Genomic DNA, 17,420 nt, shown 5'->3' on the forward strand with positions numbered 1-17,420 from the left:
AATGCCCGACCCGAAGCACATCCGTCTGGCCGTCGACATCGGCGGCACCTTCGTCGACGCGATGGAGCTGAACACCCGCACTCATGAGGTGCGTTTCAGGAAGGCCTCGACCACCCCGGCCCGTCCCTGGGAAGGCGTGCTCGACGCGGTCACCGCGCTCGGTACCGACCTGTCGGAGGTGGAGCTGTTCATCCACGGCACCACCCTGGGCCTCAACGCGGTCCTGGAACGGCGCGGTGAGCCGACGGGGATCATCACCAACGACGGCTTCCGCGACATCTTCCTGATCGGCCGGGGCAACGTGCCCGCCGACCACATGTACGACTTCCAGTACGAGCGCCCCGAGAGCCTGGTGCGGCGCCGTCACACCGCGGGGGTGCGGGGGCGGCTCGACCACCGGGGCCGCGTGGTCGAGGAACTCGACGCCGAGGGCGTCAGGGAGGCGGCCCGGGTCCTGGTCGAGGAGGAGGGCGTGGTGTCGATCGCCGTCTGCTTCCTGCACTCCTTCCTCGACCCCTCCCACGAGCGCCAGGCCGCCCGGATCATCCGCGAGGCGTACCCGGACGTGACGGTCTCGCTCTCCACCGACATCGTCAGGGAGTACCGCGAGTACGAGCGGACCAGCACGACGGTCCTCGACGCCTACATCCGGCCGATCTTCGAGAGGTACGTCGACAGGCTGGAGCACGGGCTGGCCGAGCGCGGGTTCGGCGGGCAGTTCCTGATCATGAGGTCCGGCGGCGGTTCCATGACGTCGTCGGTGGCCAAGACCTCCCCGACGCACACGGTGCTGTCGGGCCCGGCGGGCGGCATCGTCGGCGCGGCGCACCTCGCCGCCGCCCTCGGCCGCCGGGACCTGCTCACCTTCGACATCGGCGGCACCTCGCTGGACGCGTGCGTGATCGAGCACGGGTCCCCGGTGGCCGCCTACGAGGCGCAGCTGGAGCACTTCCCGCTGCTGATCCCCACTTACGACATCCGCACGATAGGGGCCGGAGGGGGCTCGATCGCGTGGTTGGAGAGGGGATTGCTCAAGGTGGGTCCGCACAGCGCGGGTGCCGACCCCGGCCCGGTGTGTTACGGCCGGGGCGGCACCCGCCCCACTGTCACCGACGCGGCGGTGGTCCTCGGCTACGTGGACCCGGGCCGTTTCCTGGCCGGGACCATGGACCTGCACGCCGACGCCGCTCGCGCGGCGCTCGACGAGCAGGTGGCCCGGCCCCTGGGACTGAGCACGGAGGCCGCCGCGGCGGGCGTCTTCGACGTGCTGCTGGCCAAGACCGTCGGCGCGGTCCGGCAGATCACCGTCGAGCGGGGGCACGACCCCCGGGGCTTCTCGCTGCTCGCGTTCGGCGGGGCCGGACCGCTGCTCGCCCCGTTGCTCGCGGCGGAGATGGGCATCGGCGAGGTCATCGTGCCGTTCGCGCCGTCCGGTTTCTCCGCCTGGGGCATGCTCAGCGCCGACATCGTCGACGACTTCTCCCGGACGGTGATGGCCACCCTGGACGACGCCGACCTCGACGAGCTGGAGACGATCTTCAAGGGCATCGAGGCCGAGGCCGTCGACTCCTTGGAGGCGCAGCGGGTCGCGGCCGAGCGCATGGTCCTTGAGCGCCAGTTCGAGCTGCGCTACCTGGGGCAGGAGCACTCGCTCATCGTCACCGCGGGCCGCGACCTCGACCGGGACGCGATCAGGCGGGCGTTCGAGGAGACCCACGTGGCGCGCTACGGCCATGCCATGGACAACCGGCTGCAGATCCTCAACCTGCGGGTGCGCGGCATCGGCCGCACCGACCGGCCGGAGTTGGTGGTGCGCCCGCAGGGCGACGGCGACGCGGGCCGGGCACTGTTCGCCCGCAGGGACGCCTACGACTTCGGCACCCGCGCCACGGCGTCGTTCGCCGTCTACGACCGCGCGCTGCTGGAGCCGGGCGACGCGTTCGACGGACCCGCCCTCATCGACGAGGGCACCTCGACCACCGTGGTCCCCTCGGGGCAGCGGGTCGAGGTCGACCAGCACGGTTACCTGCTGGTCAGGCTTGTGGAGGTGGCATCTTGACCGAGCAACTGGACGGGGCGACCGCCGAGGTGGTGCGCAGCTACCTGCTCGCCGCGGCGGAGGAGATGCGGGCCACGCTGATCCGCACGTCGTTCAACCCGGTCATCTACGAGGTCCACGACTTCGGCATGTCGATGTACGACGCCGACCTGAGGCTGATCGCCGAGGCCACCGGGCTCACCTTCTTCCTCGGTGCCAACGACTTCTCCCTGCGCAAGGGTGTGGAGTACGTGGGGCGGGAGAACCTGCGTCCGGGTGATGTGGTGCTGCTGAACTATCCGTACTGGAACGCGGCGCACGCCTATGACGCGACGTTGTTCTCGCCGGTGTTCCTGGCCTCTGAGCTGGTGGGTTTTCTGTGTGTGCGGGCTCACTGGATGGATCTGGGGGCCAAGGATCCGGGGTATGTGCTGGATTCCACGGACATGCATCAGGAGGGGATCATCTTTCCCGGGACGAAGGTGTTCTCGGGGGGTGAGCCGAACCGGGAGATCATCGAGTTGATCCGGTTCAACTCGCGGATGCCGGATCTGGTGATCGGTGATCTGAACGCGCAGGTCGCCGCGTTGCGCACCGGCGAGCGCCGGTTCCTGGAGATCCTGGAGAAGTTCGGCCGCCCGACGGTGGAGGCCGCCGTCGGGCGGATGATCGAGGACGGCGAGGCGCGCACCCGCGCCGCCCTCGCCGAGCTGCCGCAGGGCTCGTGGACCGCGGTCGACTGGGTCGACGACGACGGCATCACCGAGGACCCGGTCCGCATGCAGGTCACCGTCACCATCGCCGACGGCACCTTCACCGTGGACTTCGACGGTTCCGCGCCGGCCACGCCCGGTCCCATCAACATGCCGTTCGGCGCCACCGAGGCGATCTGCAAGGTGGTCCTCAAGTCGCTCACCTCGCCCGACGAGCCGTCCAACTTCGGCACCACCGTGCCCCTGCGAGTGCGGGCCGAGCCTGGAACGCTCTTCCACGCCGTCTACCCGCAGCCGACGTTCACCCTGTGGACCGGCATCGTCGCGGTCGAGCTCATCCTGAAGGCGCTGGCGCAGGGCATGCCGGAGAAGCTGCCCGCCTCCTCCGGAGGGGACGTGCCGGGGTTCATGATGGTCGGGATCCACCCGGAGACCGGGCAGATGTTCGCGGTCAGCAACAACGACCCGGTCGGCTGGGGCGCCACCCCCTCCCACGACGGCATGAACGCCGCCACCCACGTCTCGGGCAGCACCGGGAGGATCACCCCGATCGAGGTCCTGGAGGCGCGGACCGGGATGTTCTTCGAGCGGATGGAGATGCGCGAGGACTCCGGTGGTGCCGGGCGGTTCCGCGGTGGGGTGGGTTTGCGGAGGGACATCCGGTTCGTCACGGAGGGGGAGTTCCTGTCGGTCATCAAGAAGACGCGGTCGCGGCCGTGGGCGCTGGAGGGCGGGCTGGAGCCCGAGCCCAACCAGGTGGTGGTCTTCCCCGACACCGAGCGTGAGCATCGGGTCAGTACCAAGCGGACCAGGGTGCGGGTCGGTGACCGGATCAGGTTGCTGACCGCCGGGGGTGGCGGGCACGGGGATCCGTGTGAGCGCGATCCGGAACTGGTCCGCCGCGACGTCGCCGAGGGCTACGTCTCTCCCGACGCCGCCCGCAGGATCTACGGGATCGACGATGTCTGAGACGGTGCCTGAGACGGTCGCCGATCGGTCCGGCACGGCTCCGCCACGGGTGGACGGCGCGACGGTCGAGGTGGTGCGCAGCCATCTCGCCTCGGCCGCCGAGGAGATGCGGGCCACGCTCGTACGTACCGCTTTCAATCCGGTCATCTACGAGGTCTTCGACTTCGGCATCTCCGTCTACGACTCCGGCCTGCGCCTGGTCGCCGAGTCGACGGGGCTGAGCCGCTTCCTCGGCGCCAACGACTACTCCATCCGCAAGGGTGTGGAGTACGTGGGGCGGGAGAACCTGCGTCCGGGTGATGTGGTGCTGCTGAACTATCCGTACTGGAACGCGGCGCACGCCTATGACGCGACGTTGTTCTCGCCGGTGTTCCTGGCCTCTGAGCTGGTGGGTTTTCTGTGTGTGCGGGCTCACTGGATGGATCTGGGGGCCAAGGATCCGGGGTATGTGCTGGATTCCACGGACATGCATCAGGAGGGGATCATCTTTCCCGGGACGAAGGTGTTCTCGGGGGGTGAGCCGAACCGGGAGATCATCGAGTTGATCCGGTTCAACTCGCGGATGCCGGATCTGGTGATCGGTGATCTGAACGCGCAGGTCGCCGCGTTGCGCACCGGCGAGCGCCGGGTTCAGGAGCTGTACGCCCGCTACGGCAGGGCGGTCGTCGAGTCCGTCATCGAGACCGTGGTCGAGGCCGCCGCCGAGGCGGCGGCCGAGGCCGTCGCCCGCCTCCCGCAGGGCTCGTGGACCGCGGTCGACTGGCTGGACGACGACGGCATCACCGAGGACCCGATCCGGATGCAGGTCACCGTCACCGTCGCCGACGGCACCTTCACCGTCGACTTCGCCGGATCGTCCGGCGCGACCGCCGGGCCGGTCAACCTCCCGTTCGGCGCGACCATCGCGACCTGCCGGGTCGCGTTCAAGGCGATCACCACCCCGGGGGAGCAGACCAACGCCGGGCACTTCGCCCCCCTGCGGGTGCGGGCCGAGCCTGGAACGCTCTTCCACGCCGTCTACCCGGCGGCGACCTTCACCCAGTGGACGGGGACCGTCGCCCTGGAACTGATCTACAAGGCGCTGGCGCAGGGCATGCCGGAGAAGCTGCCCGCCTCCTCCGGAGGGGACGTGCCGGGGTTCATGATGGTCGGGATCCACCCGGAGACCGGGCAGATGTTCGCGGTCAGCAACAACGACCCGGTCGGCTGGGGCGCCACCCCCTCCCACGACGGTATGAACGCCGCCAACCACCTGTGCCAGACCCAGGCCCGCAACACCCCCGTCGAGGTCCTGGAGGCCAGGACCGGGATGTTCTTCGAGCGCGTCGAGATGCGCGAGGACTCGAGCGGCGCCGGGCGGTTCCGCGGTGGGGTGGGGCTGCGAAGGGACATCCGGTTCGTCACTCCAGGGGAGTTCCTGTCGGTCATCAAGAAGACGCGGTCGCGGCCGTGGGCGCTGGAGGGCGGGCTGGAGCCCGAGCCCAACCAGGTGGTGATCTTCCCCGACACCGAGCGTGAGCATCGGGTCAGTACCAAGCGGACCAGGGTGCGGGCCGGTGACCGGATCAGGTTGCTGACCGCCGGAGGTGGCGGGCACGGGGATCCGTGCGAGCGCGACCCCGAGCTGGTCCGCCGCGACGTCGCCGAGGGCTACGTCTCTCCCGACGCCGCCCGCAGGATCTACGGGATTGAGGCCGTCCGATGAACGACGTGGTCATTGTCAACTGCACGGTCACCGACGCCCGCGCTGGCGGTGCACCGTCGGGTGCACCGTCGGGTGTTCCGTCAGCCAAGGCGTCGGCCGAGGCTCCGAAGAGCGCCGAGGGGCGGATCGCGGACGCGGCGGTGTGGATCCGGGACGACCGGATCGCGGCCGTGGGTCCCCGCGAGCAGGTCCTGGAGCGGGTGGGGGAGGCCCCGCGGCTCGATCTCGACGGCGCGTACGTCACCCCCGGCCTGGTCAACATGCACACCCACCTGTCCCTGTCGCTGCCGGGCCAGGGAGGCGACAGCGTCAAGAACATGACGGCGCACGAACTCGCTCTCTACATGGCCGACGGTGCCCGCCGTACTCTGCACTGCGGGGTCACCACGGTGCGGTGCGTGGCCGAGAAGGAGCACGCCGACTTCGCGCTGCGCCGGGCCATCGAGTCGGGCCGGGCGACCGGGCCGCGCATCTTCACGGCGGGCCAGGCACTGGTCTGCACCGGCGGCCACGGCCACGAGGCGAGCGACACCATGGAGTGCGACGGAGTCGACGGGTTCCGGCGCGGGGTGCGCACCCAGGTCAAGGCGGGTGCCGACCTCATCAAGATCATGATCTCCGGTGGCATCGCCGGGGAGCACGAGAGCATCGACACCCCGCAGCTGTTCTCCGACGAGATGGCGGCGGCGCTGCAGACCGCGCACGCCTGGGGCCGGAAGGTCACCGCGCACGCGGGGCCGGCGGCGGTGATCGCCGAGGCCGTCGAGCTGGGCCTCGACTGCGTGGAGCACGGCTACCAGCTCACCCCCGAGGTCGCGAAGAGAATGGCCGAGCGCGGCACGGCCCTGGTGCCGACTCTGCTCGTCACCCGCTGCAAGGATTTCTTCGACGAGCTCGGGGTGCCGGAGTGGATGCAGTGCCGCTCGCTCGGCGCGGGTCCCCGGCATCTGGAGAGCTACGCGATGGCCCTCGACGCCGGGGTGGACGTCCTGCTGGGCAGCGACATGCCGCCGTTCTGGGACTTCGAGGGGACCAACGCCTCGGTACGCGAGCTGGAGTGCATGTCCGAGGGAGGTCTCGGCCCGGCGGGAGCGCTCTACGCGGGCACGCTCGGCCCGGTGCGCTGGCTCGGCGCCGACGCCGACCTCGGCACCGTCGAGGTCGGCAAGTACGCGGACCTCATCGCCATGGACGCGGACCCGCTCGCGGACACCTCGGCCTTCCGGGGGGTCCGCTGGGTGATGAAGGGCGGCCGGGTCGTCCGCGACGACCGGTCGGGATGGGAGAAGCAGTGAACGCGGTTTTCCCGGGGTCTGAAGACCTGGGCATCTGGGTGAGGTACCGGTGAACGGTCCGGTGAACGGCCCGATGAACGGCTCTGTGAACGACGCGGAGGCCGCCGTGATCGCGGCGGGTATCGACGACATGTACGACGCCTTCCTCGCGGCGGACCGTCGCCGGTTCGACAGCCACCTGCACGCCGAGGTGACCACCTGGGAGACGCACCTGCCGGGACCGCTGCGTACCCGGTCGGAACTCGACGCCTACCGCGACGAGAGGGACGGCTCGGGTGCCCGTCCCGAACTCGGCAGGCTGGCGGCCGAGGACAAGCGGATCGACGTGTGGGGCGACGCCGGGGTGGCGCGCTACCTGCTCGTCGCCGAGGCGCCGGGTGAACCCGCGCAGTACAGCCGGGTGACCGACGTGCTGCGCAGGACCGGCGGCGACTGGCTCATCGTGCACCACCACTCCGAACTGCTCGTGCCATGAGCGAGGGCACGGGCGAGGACATCGGCGAGGACATCGGCGAGAGCACGGGCGAGCGAGGGGTGGGCATGGAAGACGACGGCGACATGGAACTGTACGACCTGCGGGTCGTGGTCGACCGCATCGAGGGCAGATCCGTCTGCGGCATGGAGGTGGGCGACTGCTTCACGCTGGAGCGGAGCGCGCACCTGCGCCTCCCCGACGGCGGGCACTTCTGCGTCTACGCGCTCGCCTCGGTCCTGCCGTTCCTCGCCGCCAAGCAGCGTGACCTCGCCCAGGGCGACTGGCTGGCGCAGGACTCCCATTTCAGCTGCCCCGACCCGGAGGAGCGGCTGGTGATGCGGGTCGAGCGGACCCGTCGCCGCCGGATGAACTCCGCAGACCTGACCTGAGGTGATCCCCCGATGAGCACTACCGAGATCGGTCTGGGCCTGCAGAGCGACAAGCGGGCCGGTGACTACGCGCGGCTCGCGCGCCGCGCCGAGGAGCACGGCTTCGACGTGCTGAGCGTGTTCGGCGACCTGATGTACCAGCCCCCGATCTTCCCGCTGCTGGAGATGGCCGCCGCGACCGAGCGGGTGCGGCTCGGCGCGGCCTGCCTCAACCCGTACTCGGCGGCGCCGTACGAGATCGCCGGGCAGCTCGCCGCCCTCGACCTGGCCTCGCACGGACGCGCCTACCTGGGCCTGGCACGCGGTACCTGGCTCGGCGCCGTGGGCATCGACCAGCCCCGGCCGCTGACCGCGCTGGCCGAGGCCGTCGAGGTGGTCTACCGGCTGCTGGCCGGCGACGCCGGAGGGTTCGAGGGGGAGATGTTCCGCCTGGCGCCGGGCACCCGGCTGCGCTACCCCGTACACCGCACCCGGCCGCCGCTGCTGCTCGGCGCGTGGGGGCCGAAGGGCGCGGCGCTGGCCGGGCGGATCGCCGACGAGATCAAGGTGGGCGGCAGTGCGAACCCGGCGATGGTCGGGGTGATCCGTGAGCGGGTCGCGGCCGGGGCGACGGCGGCCGGACGTGACCCGGGCGAGGTGGGCGTCGTCCTGGGCGCGGTGACGGTCGTGGACGTCGACGGCGCCGCGGCCAGAGCCAGGGCACGCAGCGAGGTCGCCATGTACCTCGCGGTGGTCGCCGACCTCGACCCGACCGTGGAGATCCCCGCCGACCTGCTCGGCCGGGTCAAGGAACTGGTCGACGACGGCAGGGACGAGGCCGCCGGGCGGCTGATCCCCGACGACCTGCTCGACCTGTTCGCCTTCTCCGGTGACCCGGAGCAGGTCGCCGCGCAGGCACAGGCCCTCATCGACGCGGGCGCGCACCGGGTGGAGTTCGGCACGCCGCACGGCCTCACCGACGACCGTGGCGTGGAGTTGCTGGGCACCGAGGTGCTGCCGTTGCTGAACCGCGCACCGAGGGGGGCGGCGGTGCCCACGGGTGACGCTCCGTCATCCTGAAACCAGATCCCCATAGAACCTTTCGTCCGCAAAGCGCACTGCCCGAATCATCTCGTACTCTCAATTTCACTTGAGTTCAGCATGAGTGAACATTGGCGGGGAAGAAGGAGACGATGTGACGAGCGAGCGTGCCGGAGGTCCGGCGATCAGGACGTCGGCGTGATGGCCACGCGGGCCGAGGACCTCCGTGATCCGAGCGGACCCGGCTCGGCGGGAGCCGGCCGGGGTGGACCTGGCCAGGGCGGATCCGACGGTTCCGCCGGGCTCGGCGCGTCGCGCGCTCCCGGCGTGTTCGGCGAGGACGGCGAGTTCGGCGAGCGGGCGGCGCTGGCGGCCGACGCCGAGGACTCGGTCTGCCGTCGCGAGGAGTTCCTGCTGCCGCCCGCCCCCGGCTCCTGCCGATACCCCGAGGTCGCCTACTTCGCGGGCAACTCGCTCGGCCTGCAGCCCCGTGCCGTCCGCGCCGCGCTCGCCGCCGAGCTGGACGACTGGGCGCTGCACGCGGTCGAGGGGCACCACCGGGCGGCACACCCCTGGCTGCCCTACCACGCCGAGTTGCGTGAGGACGCCGCCGCGCTGGTGGGCGCGGCCCCCGAGGAGACCGTGGTGATGAACTCCCTCACGGTCAACCTGCACCTGATGATGGCCACCTTCTACCGCCCGGCGGGCGAGCGCACCCGCATCGTCATCGAGGACCACGCCTTCTCCTCGGACAGCTACGCGGTGCGCAGCCAGGCGGTCCACCACGGCCTCGACCCCGACGAGACGGTGGTCCGGCTGCGCCCCCGCCCCGGCGAGGACTGCCTGCGCACCGAGGACATCGTGGACTACCTGGCCCGCGAGGGGCACCGGGTGGCGCTCGTGCTCCTCGGCGGGGTCAACTACCTGACCGGAGAGTTCCTCGACATCCCCGCCGTCACCGCCGCCGGGCACGCGGCCGGGTGCGTCGTCGGCTGGGACCTCGCGCACGCCGCGGGGAACGTGCCGCTGGCGCTGCACGACTGGGACGTGGACTTCGCGGCCTGGTGCTCGTACAAGTACCTCAACGCCGGCCCCGGCGCCGTCGCGGGCTGCTTCGTGCACCGGCGCCACGTGACCGACCCCGAGCTGCCCCGGCTGGCCGGGTGGTGGAGCACCGAGCAGGCGACCCGCTTCGAGATGCGGCCCGAGCTCGTCCCCGTGCCCACCGCCGACGCCTGGCAGATCTCCAACCCGCCGATCCTGGCCATGGCCCCGGTCAGGGTCTCGCTGCGGATGTTCGCCGAGACCGGGATGGCGGCGCTGCGGGAGCGGAGCCTGGCGCTCACCGGCTACCTGGAGCGGCTGCTCGCCGAGGTCGTCCGCGACCGCCCGCTGGAGATCGTCACGCCCGCCGACCCGGCCAGGCGCGGAGCGCAGCTCTCCCTGCGGGTGATCGGGGGCACGGACGTCGCGGACGCCGCCGACGCGGCTGCCGTTGCCGCCCGGCTGCACGAGACGCACGGCGTCCTCGCCGACGTGCGGCGGCCGGACGTCATCCGGCTGGCCCCGGTGCCGATGTACTCCACGTTCCACGACTGCTGGCGGGCGGCCGCCGCGCTCGCCGAGGAGGTGAACCCGGTATGAGCTCCGCGAGAGAGGTCGCCGTGGTCGGCGCCGGGCTGGTCGGCTGCCTGACGGCCTGTTACCTGGCCCGCCGGGGCTACGAGGTCACCCTGTACGAGCGCAGGCCCGACCCGCGCCAGGCCATGCCGGAGCGCGGGCGCTCGATCAACCTGGCGATCTCCGAGCGGGGTATCGACGCGCTGCGCCGGATCGGCCTTGACGAGGCGGTGCTGAAGGCCGCGCTGCCGATGCCGGGCCGGATGGTGCACGCCCCGGACGGCACGCTCAACTTCCAGCCGTACAGCGCCGGAGGGCAGCGGGCGATCAACTCCATCAGCCGCTCCGAGCTCAACCGCACGCTGCTGGAGGCGGCCCTCGCCATGCCCGGGGTCCGCGCCCTCTTCGAGCACCGGCTGACCGGGCTCGACGTCGACTCGGGGCGGATGGACTTCGACACGCCCACCGGGCCCGTCACCCACGGCGCCCCGGTCGTGCTCGGCGCCGACGGCGCCTACAGCGCGGTACGCGGGCGGCTGCAACTGCTGCCCGGCTTCGACTTCAGCCAGGACTACCTCGACTACGGCTACAAGGAACTGACGATCCCGGCGCGCGACGGCGGGTTCGCCCTCGATCCCGGCGCGCTGCACATCTGGCCGCGCGGCAAGGCGATGATGATCGCGCTGCCCAACCCGGACAGGTCCTTCACCTGCACGCTGTTCTGGCCCAAGTCGGGGCCCGGCAGTTTCGAGGAACTGGACACCGCGGAGCGGTTCGAGGAGTTCTTCGCCGCCAACTACGCCGACGCCCGCGCGCTCATGCCCGACCTCGCCGGAGACTACGCCCACAACCCGATCGGGCACCTGGTCACCGTGCGGGCGCACCCCTGGCAGGTGCGCGGCACCGGTGCCGTGGTCGGCCTGATCGGCGACGCCGCCCACGCCATCGTCCCCTTCTACGGCCAGGGCGCCAACTGCGGTTTCGAGGACTGCGTGGAGCTCGACCGCTGCCTGCAGGAGACCGGCGACGACTTCCCCGAGGCCCTCGCCCGGTACGGCGCCCGCCGCAAGGAGCACGCCGACACCATCGCCGAACTCGCGCTCGCGAACTTCGTCGAGATGCGCGACAAGGTCGCCTCCCGGACGTTCCTGCTGGGCAAGCGCGTCGAGCACGGCCTGGAGCGGCTGCTGCCCGGCCGCTATACCTCGCGCTACGAGCTCGTCTCGTTCAGCACCGTGCCGTACGCCGAGATCCAGCCGCGCATCTCCCGCCAGCGCCGGGTGGTCGCCGCCGGGGCGCTCGGCGCGCTGGCCGCGGCCGGGCTGGCCGCGTCGGCGATCCGCGCCCTGAGCCGTCACTGACCGCGGCTCCGCCCCCGCCGTCGCGAGTCCTGGTCGTGCGGGCGGGGAGGGGCCCGTAGGCCATCGGCGGTCACTCCGTACTCGCGAGGCGAGGGCGCGAGCGGTGCAGCAGGTCAGAACAGCCGGGGGGTCACCACGGACACGACGGTGGTGACCCGGTCGGTGTCGTTGAACATGCTGTGCGGGACCGTCGACCTCAGGTGGACGCTGTCGCCCGGGTGCAGCCGGTGCTCGACGCCGTCGACCTCGTACAGCAGCTCGCCCTCCAGCACGAAGGCGAACTCCTCACCGGCGTGCCCGTAGGAGTTCTCCCGCCTGCCGCCGGGCGCGATGTGCACCAGCAGCGGTTCGAGCACCAGGTTCGGCCCCCTGGCCGAGAGCATGCGGTAGGTCTGCTGGCCCGAGATGTACTCGGTGGTGGCCGTCGCGGAGCGGGTGAGCGTGAAGTGGCTCGGCAGCGGGGAGACCGATGGCTGCCTCTCCTCGGTCTCCCCCTCCGGCGGCGCGTCGTTGAAGAACTCCGCCACGCTCCGGTCGAGCGCCGTGGCCACGCTGTTGAGCGCGGTCAGGCCGATGGAGGAGATGCCCCGCTCGACCTGGGAGAGGAACCCGATGGAGAGCCCGGAGTGGGTGGCGAGACCGCGCAACGTCAGGCCGCGCTCCTTGCGGAACTGCCGCATCCGGGCTCCGACGGCGTCCTGGCGGTCCGGCTCCTCACCGCCATGACGCTCCGATGTGCCCACCCGCGGCTCCCTCCGTCAAGCGGCGTGGCCGCCTGTTCGCTCTAGCTAAACATATTTCATAACAAGAGTCGTCCTTCGTCAAAAGGGAGTGGGGAATGGCAGACGGTGATGGGTAAGGCGGCGCGGTTTCAGTGGCTCCGCTTGAGCATCGCGTCCGCGAGCGCGTCGGCGGCCTCGCCGAGCCGGCGGCCCACCGCGTCGAGCCGTGACAGCAGCTCGCGCCTGCGCAGGGTGTCCATGTCCAGCGGCTCGGCGAACAGCTCGGCGAGCCGGGCCTGGTAGAGCTGGCGGACCCGGCTGCACGCCTTGCGCGTGTCCAGCACGGCCATGGTGACCGAGCCCGGGGCGTCGATCATCTTCAACACGGCCCCCTCCAGCTCGTCGAGACCGTCTATCACCGCCTGCAGCGGCTCGACCGCGAACCGCAGGTCCTCCGGACCGAACAGGTCGAGTTCGCGCACGTAGTCGCGGAGCTGGTCCAGCACGTCGTCGATCGAGCGCGAGAGCCGGAACAGGTCCTCCCTGTCGATGGGGGTCGCCAGCACCCGCCGCAGTATCCGTACCAGCGCGGCCCGCGCCTCGTCGCCCTCATGCTCGATCTCGGCCATCCGGGCGCGCGCGGCCGACCGCTCGACCTCGCCGGCCGCGGTCGAGCGGGCCAGTTCGGCTCCCGCCCGCGCGACGGCGACCTGGCTCCTCACCAGTCCGACGATCCGCAGCCCCGACCGGCCGCGCAGGTCGTCCCAGGCGCGCGCGAACCTCCGGGTACGGCCGTCCTTGCCGCTCACATCAGTCTCAGCGCGAGACCGCCGAGGCCGCCCAGCGCCATCGACGACGGCAGCGTGACCAGCCATGCCGTACCCACGTTCACGACGCCCTGCCATCGCACTCTCCTCATTCCCTCACTTGCCGCCGAGCCGACCACCCCTGCGGTGATCGACTGAGTCATGCTCACCGGGCTTCCCAGAGCCGAGCTGCCGAGGACGGCGCCGGTGGCCGCCGCCTCCGCGGAGACGATGTGCAGCGGGCGGGTGATGACCAGCCCGCGGCCCAGCCGCCCTCCGACACGGATCAGGCTGGTCAGCGCACCGGCGAGGAAGAGCGCCACCAGGACCGCCATCCACGCCGGCGGGACCTCGATGGGGCCGACCCCGCCGAGCCCGCCGCGGCTCACCCCGACCGCCACGCTCACCACCGCGATCATCTTCTGCCCGTCGTTCAGCGCGTACGCCACGCACTGGGCCGTGTAGGCCAGCAGGTGGGTGCCGGACACCAGCCGCGACATGCGGCGGTAGGAGGGCACCCGGCGCGAGACGGCCCCCAGCAGGTAGCCCAGGATCAGCCCGACCACGGGCGCGCAGGCCCCGATCGCCAGGACGGTGCCCAGGCCGGTCCAGGAGACCGGTAGTCCGGCACCGAGCCCCGCGCCGCCGATGCCTCCGATCACCGCGAGCGTCAGGCTGGTCGGCAGCCCTCTGCCGGTCAGCACCGCGACCACCGCCACCGCGATCACCACTCCCACCAGGAACGCCGCCGCGCCGTCGCTCGTGCCGAGCCCGGCCAGCCGCTCGGTGAAGGTGCGCGCGACGGTCACCCCCAGCAGGTAGGGGACGGCGAAGAGCACGACCACCAGGATCGTGGCGGCGGCCCATCCGGGGAAGCGGGGGAACCTGAGCCCGAGACCGATGAGAGTGGCGCCGTCGTTGGCGCCGCTGACCAGCACGAAAAGGATCGCCACGGCGGCGAACGCCAGAGTCCATCCCATCAGAGGCGGTGCCGCCGGTCGTGCTCGGCGCCTGCTGGACACTCGCGTACCGGATGGCCCGCCGTCATGTTCCTTCCTCGCCCCGGTCGGTGTCGGTCGCGCGGACGGCGGTTCCCGGCGGCACACCGGGGTCGTGGAGGTGGCGGCCGATCGGCTCCTCGACAGGAGCGGAGAAGGCGCCTTTGTGACCAAGGTCCGGCAGAACCGCACGCATGATGAACTCCTCACCCCGGGAAGCTTCAGTTTCAGGTTAACAGAAGGTAAACAAATAGCGGCATTCATCGCTAACAGGACGACCTGTCGTAGCGGTTCACCAGGGGATATCAGGAAGGCGGGCGACAGCGCGCGGGACGGGGGGAAGGTGGGCGCCGCCGCGAGCGGGCCGGGCGGGAGGTTGTTACGATCGGCCGGTGCCTGACCAGGGGAGGCGGGGAGTGGGCGAGCGCCCGTACGTGCTGCTGAGCTGCGCGATGTCCGTCGACGGCTACATCGACGACCGCACGCCGCAGCGGCTGCTGCTCTCCAACGACGAGGACTTCGACCGGGTCGACGAGGTCCGCGCCGGCTGCGACGCGATCCTGGTCGGGGCGGGCACCGTCCGCCGCGACAACCCCCGGCTCCTGGTCAGGTCGCCGGAGCGCGGGCGGGAGCGGGTCGCGCGCGGCCTGCCGCCGTCCCCCGCGAAGGTGACGCTGACCGCCACCGGGGACCTCGACCCGGCCGCCGCCTTCTTCACCGCCGGTGACCCGGAGAAGATCGTGTACGCGGCGTCGCCCGCCGTGGCGGAACTCGCCATCCGCCTCGCGGGGGCCGCGGAGGTGGTCGACGCGGGAGAGCCGATCGATCTCGGCCGGGTCCTCGCCGACCTGTACGGGCGGGGAGTGCGCCGTCTGATGGTCGAGGGCGGCACCTCCGTCCACACCCGTTTCCTGCGCCAGGACCTCGTGGACGAGCTCCACCTCGTCGTCGCCCCGTTCTTCGTCGGGGACTCCGCCGCCCCGCGTTTCGTCCTGGACGGGGACTTCCCCCGGGACCGCCACCGCAGAATGGACCTGGCGGAGGTCCGCAGGATGGGCGACGTCACCCTGCTGCGCTACCTGCTGGCCTGACAGGCACCGTCTACCGGGAGGTCCGGATGAACGACCACGACTGGCTGGGGCTGGCGTGCGACCTGGCGAGGCTGTGCCCGCCCTCCGAGACGGCCTTCTCCGTCGGCGCCGTGGTCGTCTCCGAGGACGGCGAGGAGATCTCCCGCGGCTATTCGCGGGAGGACGACCCCCACGTCCACGCGGAGGAGTCGGCGCTCGGCAAGATCTCCCCGGACGATCCCAGGCTGGCCGGGGCCACGGTCTACAGCAGCCTGGAGCCGTGCAGCGCGCGCAGGTCGCGCCCCAGGACCTGTACCCGCCTGATCCTGGACAGCGGCGTCCGGCGAGTGGTGCTGGCGTGGCGGGAGCCGCTGCTCTTCGTCGACTGCCACGGGGCCGAGGAACTCGCGGAGGCGGGGGTGACCGTGGTGGAGATCCCCGAGTTGGCGGACCGCGCCCGCGAGCCCAACGCGCACCTCCTCCCCGATGCCCCCGATGCCCCCGACGTCCCCGGTATCCCCGGCTGACCGGCTGACCGGCTTCCTGCCCCGTCCCTTCGCCTCTCGCGGTGGGCGGGGGCCGCGGTCGCGGGGCGGCCTCGGCAGGCGCCCACCGGGCTGCGCGAGCCGGTCGCCCTCATCCCCTGTCTCGCGCGGGGGCTTCGACCCGGCCGACGCCCCGCTCGCTGCCCGGCGGAGAGGGCTGATAATCCTCAAAACAATTACTTGTAGTGATAAAAGCAGTCGGCCAACGCTCTTAACTACCTCTATATCCGATTTTTCGGTTTAAGGGGCGCCACTCTCGGTAGTCACTAGATATCGAATGAGAGGCCCGGCTCCATGAGGTTTCTTGGAAAAAGCGCGATATTTCATGACTTAACGACCGTGCTGTTGGCGGCTCACGTACCGCATCCAGGGCGCGCCGGAGGCCGGCGGTGACCGGCACCGTTCTCGTCGCCCGCCTGGACAACGCGGGCGACGTCCTGCTGGCGGGGCCCGCGATCCGCGCGGTGGCCGCGGAGGCGCGGCAGGTCGTGCTGCTCACCGGGCCGCGGGGCCGGCCCGCGGGCGAGCTGCTGCCGGGGGTGTCGCGGGTGGTGGAGTGGCGCGCGCCGTGGATCGACCCCACCGCGCCGCCGGTGACCGGCCCGCACGCGCTGAGACTGCTGCGGACCATCCGGGACACCGCTCCCGAGCAGGCGCTGATCCTCACCTCGCGCCACCAGTCCGCGCTGCCGCTGGCCCTGATCCTCAGGCTGGCGGGTACACCGAGGATCGCCGCCGTCTCCACCGACGACCCGGGCTCGCTGCTCGACGTACGACATGTCGTCGACGAGGAGGTGGACGTGCCGGAGAGCGAGCGCATGCTCGGACTGGCCAGGGCGGCGGGGTTCGAGCTCCCGCGCGGAGATTCGGGGGGGCTCGCCGTACGGCACCCGTTGCCCGAGGTCCGCCACCTCACCGGGCCGCCGGGCTACGTGGTCGTGCACCCCGGCACCTCGGTCCCCGCCAGGGCATGGCCCGCGGAGAGGTGGGCGCGCACGGTTCAGGACCTCGTCCGCTCGGGCCGCAGGGTCGTCGTGACCGGTGGCCAGGACGAGCACGGGCTCACCGCGCGGATCGCCGCGGGTGCCGGGCAGCACGGTCTGTCGCCGGGACCCGTCTTCGCGGGCGGCTGGATGGGCGGCGGGCCCGCCCGGCTACGCGGCTGGAGGGTGGACGAGCCCGCCTTCACCGCCGGCTGGATCGACGGGACGTGTGCCGCGACGGGCGGCCGGAACTGGAACGGTCCCCCGGCCGGGTACGGCGGGCAGCGGGGAAGGTCCGTCGTCGACCTGGGCGGCAGGACCACCTTTCCCGAACTCGCCGCGGTGCTCGCCGGGGCGTGCGCCATGGTCGTCGCGGACGCGGGGCCCGCCCACCTCGCGGCGGCGGTCGGCACGCCGGTCGTCAGCCTGTTCGCCCCCCTGGCCCCCGCCGGCCGCTGGGCGCCGTACGGCGTGCCGGTCGTGATCCTCGGTGACCAGCGGGCCCCCTGCCGGGTGACCAGGGAAGGGACCTGCGCCGTCGCCGGTCATCCCTGCCTGTCGTCGGTGCCGAGCGCGCGGGTCGTCGAGGCGGTCGACCACCTGACCTCCATCAAGGAGACGGTCACTTGACATCCTTCTCACGGCTGAGCCGGGGGATTCCCATCCTCACGGGTCGGGTCTCCTGCTTCGTTTCCGCCCCGGGGCCAAAGC

At 71.6% G+C, this 17,420-nt stretch carries 16 protein-coding genes; 12 read left to right on the forward strand and 4 right to left on the reverse strand.

The window, feature by feature from the left end; genetic code table 11:
* Position 1 precedes the first annotated feature (1 nt).
* From ACQP0P_RS14800 to ACQP0P_RS14840, 9 genes are all read left to right on the forward strand, one after another.
* Positions 2–2,059, forward strand: a complete 2,058-nt coding sequence (locus tag ACQP0P_RS14800) for a hydantoinase/oxoprolinase family protein (RefSeq protein WP_433376397.1) — start codon at positions 2–4, stop codon at positions 2,057–2,059.
* Positions 2,056–3,720 carry a hydantoinase B/oxoprolinase family protein gene (locus ACQP0P_RS14805; protein WP_433376400.1) on the forward strand — a complete coding sequence of 555 codons (1,665 nt, stop codon included), beginning with the start codon at positions 2,056–2,058 and terminating at the stop codon, positions 3,718–3,720. The genes ACQP0P_RS14800 and ACQP0P_RS14805 overlap by 4 nt, the downstream gene beginning before the upstream one ends.
* On the forward strand, positions 3,713–5,425 hold the full coding sequence (locus ACQP0P_RS14810; RefSeq protein WP_433376403.1) for a hydantoinase B/oxoprolinase family protein: 1,713 nt from the start codon (positions 3,713–3,715) through the stop codon (positions 5,423–5,425). Before ACQP0P_RS14805 ends, ACQP0P_RS14810 begins: the two co-directional genes overlap by 8 nt.
* Positions 5,422–6,720 (forward strand): amidohydrolase family protein, encoded by a 1,299-nt coding sequence (locus ACQP0P_RS14815; protein ID WP_433376406.1) that lies wholly within the window; start codon positions 5,422–5,424, stop codon positions 6,718–6,720. The genes ACQP0P_RS14810 and ACQP0P_RS14815 overlap by 4 nt, the downstream gene beginning before the upstream one ends.
* A 73-nt stretch (positions 6,721–6,793) precedes the next feature.
* Positions 6,794–7,195: a nuclear transport factor 2 family protein gene (locus ACQP0P_RS14820; RefSeq protein WP_433376409.1), complete on the forward strand. Its 402-nt coding sequence runs from the start codon at positions 6,794–6,796 to the stop codon at positions 7,193–7,195.
* Positions 7,192–7,584, forward strand: a complete 393-nt coding sequence (locus ACQP0P_RS14825) for a TIGR04076 family protein (protein WP_433376412.1) — start codon at positions 7,192–7,194, stop codon at positions 7,582–7,584. The genes ACQP0P_RS14820 and ACQP0P_RS14825 overlap by 4 nt, the downstream gene beginning before the upstream one ends.
* Positions 7,585–7,596: 12 nt before the next feature.
* Entirely contained in the window at positions 7,597–8,643 is a 1,047-nt protein-coding gene (locus ACQP0P_RS14830) for an LLM class flavin-dependent oxidoreductase (RefSeq protein ID WP_433376415.1), read from the forward strand.
* A gap of 162 nt (positions 8,644–8,805) precedes the next feature.
* A complete protein-coding gene (gene kynU, locus ACQP0P_RS14835) occupies positions 8,806–10,248 on the forward strand; it encodes a kynureninase (RefSeq protein WP_433381872.1) in 1,443 nt (480 codons plus the stop codon).
* Positions 10,203–11,585: an FAD-dependent oxidoreductase gene (locus ACQP0P_RS14840; RefSeq protein WP_433381875.1), complete on the forward strand. Its 1,383-nt coding sequence runs from the start codon at positions 10,203–10,205 to the stop codon at positions 11,583–11,585. The genes kynU and ACQP0P_RS14840 overlap by 46 nt, the downstream gene beginning before the upstream one ends.
* 113 nt (positions 11,586–11,698) lie before the next feature.
* Here ACQP0P_RS14840 and ACQP0P_RS14845 read toward each other — a convergent pair whose 3' ends face one another.
* The 4 genes from ACQP0P_RS14845 to ACQP0P_RS14860 form a co-directional block, all read right to left on the reverse strand.
* On the reverse strand, positions 11,699–12,328 hold the full coding sequence (locus tag ACQP0P_RS14845; protein ID WP_433376419.1) for a helix-turn-helix domain-containing protein: 630 nt from the start codon (positions 12,326–12,328) through the stop codon (positions 11,699–11,701).
* 128 nt (positions 12,329–12,456) lie between these two features.
* Complete coding sequence (locus tag ACQP0P_RS14850; RefSeq protein WP_433376422.1) at positions 12,457–13,116, reverse strand: DUF47 domain-containing protein; 660 nt, start codon at positions 13,114–13,116, stop codon at positions 12,457–12,459.
* The gene (locus ACQP0P_RS14855) at positions 13,113–14,093 is read right to left on the reverse strand and encodes an anion permease (RefSeq protein WP_433376425.1); all 981 of its coding nucleotides are present in this window, start codon (positions 14,091–14,093) and stop codon (positions 13,113–13,115) included. Before ACQP0P_RS14855 ends, ACQP0P_RS14850 begins: the two co-directional genes overlap by 4 nt.
* Positions 14,094–14,157: 64 nt before the next feature.
* The gene (locus tag ACQP0P_RS14860) at positions 14,158–14,307 is read right to left on the reverse strand and encodes a hypothetical protein (RefSeq protein WP_433376428.1); all 150 of its coding nucleotides are present in this window, start codon (positions 14,305–14,307) and stop codon (positions 14,158–14,160) included.
* A gap of 196 nt (positions 14,308–14,503) precedes the next feature.
* Here ACQP0P_RS14860 and ACQP0P_RS14865 point away from each other — a divergent pair, with 196 nt between their 5' ends.
* The 3 genes from ACQP0P_RS14865 to ACQP0P_RS14875 all read left to right on the forward strand — a co-directional run bounded on the left by ACQP0P_RS14865 (position 14,504) and on the right by ACQP0P_RS14875 (position 17,339).
* Positions 14,504–15,202, forward strand: a complete 699-nt coding sequence (locus ACQP0P_RS14865; protein ID WP_433376431.1) for a RibD family protein — start codon at positions 14,504–14,506, stop codon at positions 15,200–15,202.
* 26 nt (positions 15,203–15,228) lie between these two features.
* Positions 15,229–15,708, forward strand: a complete 480-nt coding sequence (locus ACQP0P_RS14870) for a dCMP deaminase (protein ID WP_433376434.1) — start codon at positions 15,229–15,231, stop codon at positions 15,706–15,708.
* Positions 15,709–16,115: 407 nt separating this feature from the next.
* The gene (locus ACQP0P_RS14875; RefSeq protein ID WP_433376437.1) at positions 16,116–17,339 is read left to right on the forward strand and encodes a glycosyltransferase family 9 protein; all 1,224 of its coding nucleotides are present in this window, start codon (positions 16,116–16,118) and stop codon (positions 17,337–17,339) included.
* Positions 17,340–17,420: the final 81 nt, after the last annotated feature.

Origin of the sequence: Streptosporangium sp. CA-115845, from assembly GCF_050943795.1 — a bacterium.
Lineage (GTDB): Bacteria > Actinomycetota > Actinomycetes > Streptosporangiales > Streptosporangiaceae > Streptosporangium.

What these genes read in the sequence shown, in the direction of transcription:
- ACQP0P_RS14825 (WP_433376412.1), top strand. Translation starts at nt 7,192, where the DNA reads ATGAGCGAGGGCACGGGCGAGGACATCGGCGAGGACATCGGCGAGAGC.
- ACQP0P_RS14860 (WP_433376428.1), bottom strand. Translation starts at nt 14,307, where the DNA reads ATGCGTGCGGTTCTGCCGGACCTTGGTCACAAAGGCGCCTTCTCCGCT.
- ACQP0P_RS14820 (WP_433376409.1), top strand. Translation starts at nt 6,794, where the DNA reads ATGAACGGCTCTGTGAACGACGCGGAGGCCGCCGTGATCGCGGCGGGT.
- kynU (WP_433381872.1), top strand. Translation starts at nt 8,806, where the DNA reads ATGGCCACGCGGGCCGAGGACCTCCGTGATCCGAGCGGACCCGGCTCG.
- ACQP0P_RS14800 (WP_433376397.1), top strand. Translation starts at nt 2, where the DNA reads ATGCCCGACCCGAAGCACATCCGTCTGGCCGTCGACATCGGCGGCACC.
- ACQP0P_RS14855 (WP_433376425.1), bottom strand. Translation starts at nt 14,093, where the DNA reads ATGGGATGGACTCTGGCGTTCGCCGCCGTGGCGATCCTTTTCGTGCTG.
- ACQP0P_RS14830 (WP_433376415.1), top strand. Translation starts at nt 7,597, where the DNA reads ATGAGCACTACCGAGATCGGTCTGGGCCTGCAGAGCGACAAGCGGGCC.
- ACQP0P_RS14870 (WP_433376434.1), top strand. Translation starts at nt 15,229, where the DNA reads ATGAACGACCACGACTGGCTGGGGCTGGCGTGCGACCTGGCGAGGCTG.
- ACQP0P_RS14810 (WP_433376403.1), top strand. Translation starts at nt 3,713, where the DNA reads ATGTCTGAGACGGTGCCTGAGACGGTCGCCGATCGGTCCGGCACGGCT.
- ACQP0P_RS14815 (WP_433376406.1), top strand. Translation starts at nt 5,422, where the DNA reads ATGAACGACGTGGTCATTGTCAACTGCACGGTCACCGACGCCCGCGCT.